At 63.6% G+C, this 3,799-nt stretch carries 4 protein-coding genes and 1 tRNA gene; all 5 read left to right on the top strand.

Features of this window, described 5'->3' with window-relative positions; all coding sequences use genetic code 11:
• Window positions 1-46: 46 nt before the first annotated feature.
• The 5 genes from WAZ62_RS20725 to WAZ62_RS20745 all read left to right on the top strand — a co-directional run bounded on the left by WAZ62_RS20725 (window position 47) and on the right by WAZ62_RS20745 (window position 3,678).
• Window positions 47-1,369, top strand: a complete 1,323-nt coding sequence (locus WAZ62_RS20725; RefSeq protein WP_422645432.1) for an MmgE/PrpD family protein — start codon at window positions 47-49, stop codon at window positions 1,367-1,369.
• 44 nt (window positions 1,370-1,413) lie between these two features.
• A tRNA-Ser gene (locus WAZ62_RS20730) sits at window positions 1,414-1,501 on the top strand.
• 403 nt (window positions 1,502-1,904) lie between these two features.
• Window positions 1,905-2,360 (top strand): hypothetical protein, encoded by a 456-nt coding sequence (locus WAZ62_RS20735; RefSeq protein ID WP_422645433.1) that lies wholly within the window; start codon window positions 1,905-1,907, stop codon window positions 2,358-2,360.
• Window positions 2,360-3,154: a hypothetical protein gene (locus WAZ62_RS20740; RefSeq protein WP_422645434.1), complete on the top strand. Its 795-nt coding sequence runs from the start codon at window positions 2,360-2,362 to the stop codon at window positions 3,152-3,154. The genes WAZ62_RS20735 and WAZ62_RS20740 overlap by 1 nt, the downstream gene beginning before the upstream one ends.
• A 335-nt stretch (window positions 3,155-3,489) precedes the next feature.
• Entirely contained in the window at window positions 3,490-3,678 is a 189-nt protein-coding gene (locus tag WAZ62_RS20745) for a hypothetical protein (RefSeq protein ID WP_422645435.1), read from the top strand.
• Window positions 3,679-3,799: the final 121 nt, after the last annotated feature.

Below are 3,799 nucleotides of genomic sequence, written 5' to 3' on the forward strand. Positions count from 1 at the left end.
TGTTTGCCACAGCTAAGGCCCCGGGGCCATTCTTCCGCCGATGACCATGACCGACGACCTCCCCGAAAGCGCGACCCTGACCCAAGGGCTCGCCGCCCTGCTGCGGCGCCGGCCGATCAGCGCCGACGACCGCGCGGCCGCCGCCCTCTTCACGCTCGATGCCATCGCCAACGCCATCGGCGGGCGCCGGACGGCACCCGGCCGCATCCTGACCGAGTGGGCGGGGGCGGAGCCGCGCGATACCGCCGGCCGCGCCTTCGTCATGGGCGCCCTCACCCATATTCTCGAGGTCGACGACCTGCACCGGGGCTCCGTGGTGCATCCGGGCTGTGTCGTCGTGCCCGCCGCCCTTGCCCTCGGCAGCCGGCTGGAGGTCGGCGGCCATGCCTTCCTCGACGCCGTGCTCTGGGGCTTCGAGGCCGCCTGCCGGGTGGGCCTCGCGGTCGGCGCCGCCCATTACCGGATCTGGCACAACACGGCGACCTGCGGCCCCTATGGCGCGGCCGCCGCCGCCGGCAAACTGCTCGGCCTCTCCGCGCCCGCGCTGGTGGACGCCTTCGGCAATGCCGGCAGCCAGTCGTCGGGCCTGTGGCAATTCATGGCGACGGGGGCGATGACCAAACATCTGCACGCCGGCCATGCCGCCTCCGCCGGGCTGCTCGCCGCCGATCTGGCCGCCCGGGGCTTCTCCGGCCCGCCCGCCATTCTCGAAGGGGACAAGGGCTTCTTCCGCGCCGCCTGCCCGGATGCGCAGCCCGAAAACGTCCTCGCCGATCCCGCCGGCCCCTGGGCCCTGACGCAGACTTCGATCAAGCCCTGGCCCTCGTGCCGCCACACCCACCCCGCCATCGACGCCGCCCTCGAGCTGCACGGCCGGATCGCCGGCCGCGCCATCGTAGGGCTAGCGGTGGAGGCTTACCCCGCCGCCCTCGACGTCTGCGACCGCCCGGCGCCCGAGACGCCTTACGAGGCGAAATTCTCCCTCCACCACTGCGTCGCCGCCGCGATTGAAGACGGCCAGGTCGATTTCGCCAGTTTCGAGGCAGCGGCGCGAGACCGCTTGGCACCCCTCCGCGCCCGCACGACCCTCGCCGCCACGCCCGATTTCACCGCCGCCTATCCCGCCGCCTGGGGCAGCGCCGTCACCGTGACCCTTGCCGACGGCGAGACCCTCACCGCCCGCCGCGCCCACGCCCTCGGCGATCCGGAATCCCCCCTCAGCCGCGAAGTGATGATCGACAAGGCGCAGATGCTGATGGCCCACGGCGGCCTCGGCCGCGCCCTCGCCGGCCGCCTCTGCGCCGGCATCCTCGCCTTTGCCGACGACGGCCCCCTGCCCGACCTCGCGCCCTTCTTCGGCCTCGCATGAAGCGGTTGCGCCAAAACCCCGCAGAAGGCTAAAAGGGCGCCCGAGGATGGGTGGCCGAGTGGTTTAAGGCAGCGGTCTTGAAAACCGCCGTGGGGCAACTCACCGTGGGTTCGAATCCCACCCCATCCGCCAACCCCGCCGATTTCCCTCTATGACCCGATATCGCCGCCGATCATCGCACACCACCATGCGGTATAGCCAACCGCCGATTCCACGCTATTGCCCGATATTTCCATGCCTCAAGCTGGCAGTCCGGTAGCTTTCGATAGAAGCTGCCAATGGGGTGTCCCTAAGCGGCCAGTAAGCTTTGCGCCTCAAAAGTCTGTTGTACGGCGCTAACAGTGACGATACCAGACACAGCCGTTCTGAAATTTGACAGTAGAGCATGTCTGACGGCTGACATGAGAGGCTTCTACGGATAGCGCATAATGATGCTCTTCGTATCGGGTGCTCGCGATGAGGCTTTTGCAGGGCTGCAATCAACGAGATCTCGCCAAGTGGTACCACCTCTGTCATAACATCGGCAGGAGACATTATGGCCATTAACGAAGATGTCATGACAATTATTCGCATCCTCAACGAGGAAGGGTTCGGTGTACTTGCTGGCGATCTCATGGTCGAAATCAGCCAGGGGCGAGACCAACGCGAACTTGATGAAGAGGCGCTCGATACCGAGAAGGCCGATTACGATGCGCGAGAGCCGGTCGCGCCTGAGGATCAGCTCCCTGCAGCCATGCAAATTCTGCACCGCCGCCTCGTCGCACCGGCAAAGGCGCTTGCGGAAGCAGAGCGCATGCTGGGTGAACTTGGGAAGGGAAAACCGATCCGCATCAGATTCGTCGACCCCGTCGAAGGCACCGACCGACTGGCCACGGCCCGCGACGACAATCCCAATTTTCCGCTCGGTCGCGACGACATTGGCCAGAGCGACGTTGCCGACAAGCTCGACGAACTATTGGCCCGGATCGCAACACCCGGGGCGATCGTCTGATGGCGCTCAGTTCCACCGCCGAGACCGAATTGCGCAATATGCTACGCGCGTTTCGCGCGGCGCACGGACCGACCGCTGTGCCCAGTGGCGATGGTAAAGCGCTCGAAGCATGGCTGCTCGTAAAGATTGCCATGGAAGCGAGACGGACCGGTCACTGGACGGTCGAGTTACGACGCGGCGATGGCTCCCCGCTCTCCGCTGGCCAGCCTTTCGACTTGCCGGGAGGTCCGAGCCAGTTGCGCCCGAGCAATCCGTCAGGTCCTTGCTTCGTCCATCTCGAGCACAATGTGCATGGCACCCGGCTCGAGATCCACGGTAGCCTGCAATGGAAAGGACGCAGCGATGCGCGGCACGAGTGCGATGTTTCGGTAATCCCGGCGGAAATCGCTGAGCAGCTTAGGTTCAACGGTGGTGGCTATCCGCACGGGCTCCCTGTTGCTGCCATCGAGTGCAAGGACAAGACAGGGGACGGCGTGCTCGACGAAACGCGCCAGACTCTCGCACGGATGTTCGACCTTGCCTTAATCACGGCGCCGCAGGGCATCGGCGAGTGTCGTATTTTCGAAGCGTCTACCAACTCACGCTGGGGAATTCGCAACACCACTTATCGCGGACTTTTTTCAACTGGCACATTCGCCATCGCTCGCGCCGGAAATTTTCAGCCTGGTGCGCGGCGCTTGGCAAAGCACTACTACATCGCAACTCTTGACTCGATTTACGCAGCGTCGGGAACGTCGGTCGGCGCACTGATGTCGCGATGGCGGACGACGCTTGCAGCTATCACCACCTTCTGAGGGGCGCTCGTCTAGGGTCGATCAAATATAGCGGCTGCACTTCACGGTCGCACTCGCGAGCGGCGGCTTCGTCCCAGTTTCCGTCGTTTGATCGATGAGCCGAGCAGATCGGAGGAAGCGACAGATCCAAAGAGCAACTGCATGTCGGCAATCGGAGGACAAAACGGAAATACCCTGCTAAACGCCCGAAATGGCCGCCGTTAGCCACCCAAATGCCGCCGAAACCCGCCGATAACCGCACAACACCAAGTATCTTCATAATCATCAAAGGGTTATGACGATTTCATAGTTCTCATCTTCATCGGGCGCTGCCCGCCATTTCAATGGGGGAGTTGATGTGCGACACGCTTGCGTGGGCCGTTGATGCGATCACGAACATCAACTGGCTTGAGGTCATCAAAGCACTTGCTCCCGTTGCTACAGCGATCATCGCTTTTATTGCCTTGAAGAACTGGCAGCGACAGGACAAAGCCAAGAGGGAAGCCGAGTTCCTCGATGCGCTTATTGAAGCTACGCACACTTAGAGCCTGACCCAAAAGCCTATTGCGCCCGGCAGGGTTGTGTGATTCACCGAATCCGTCGGCTTGACGGAGGTGATTTGTGGCGTGGACGGATGAGCATCGGGCGGCCTATCGGCGCGAGGGC

It is taken from the genome of Zavarzinia sp. (assembly GCF_049306435.1).
GTDB lineage: Bacteria > Pseudomonadota > Alphaproteobacteria > Zavarziniales > Zavarziniaceae > Zavarzinia.

Coding starts and splice junctions, on each gene's coding strand:
- WAZ62_RS20725 (WP_422645432.1), top strand. CDS start 47: ATGACCGACGACCTCCCCGAAAGCGCGACCCTGACCCAAGGGCTCGCC.
- WAZ62_RS20735 (WP_422645433.1), top strand. CDS start 1,905: ATGGCCATTAACGAAGATGTCATGACAATTATTCGCATCCTCAACGAG.
- WAZ62_RS20740 (WP_422645434.1), top strand. CDS start 2,360: ATGGCGCTCAGTTCCACCGCCGAGACCGAATTGCGCAATATGCTACGC.
- WAZ62_RS20745 (WP_422645435.1), top strand. CDS start 3,490: ATGTGCGACACGCTTGCGTGGGCCGTTGATGCGATCACGAACATCAAC.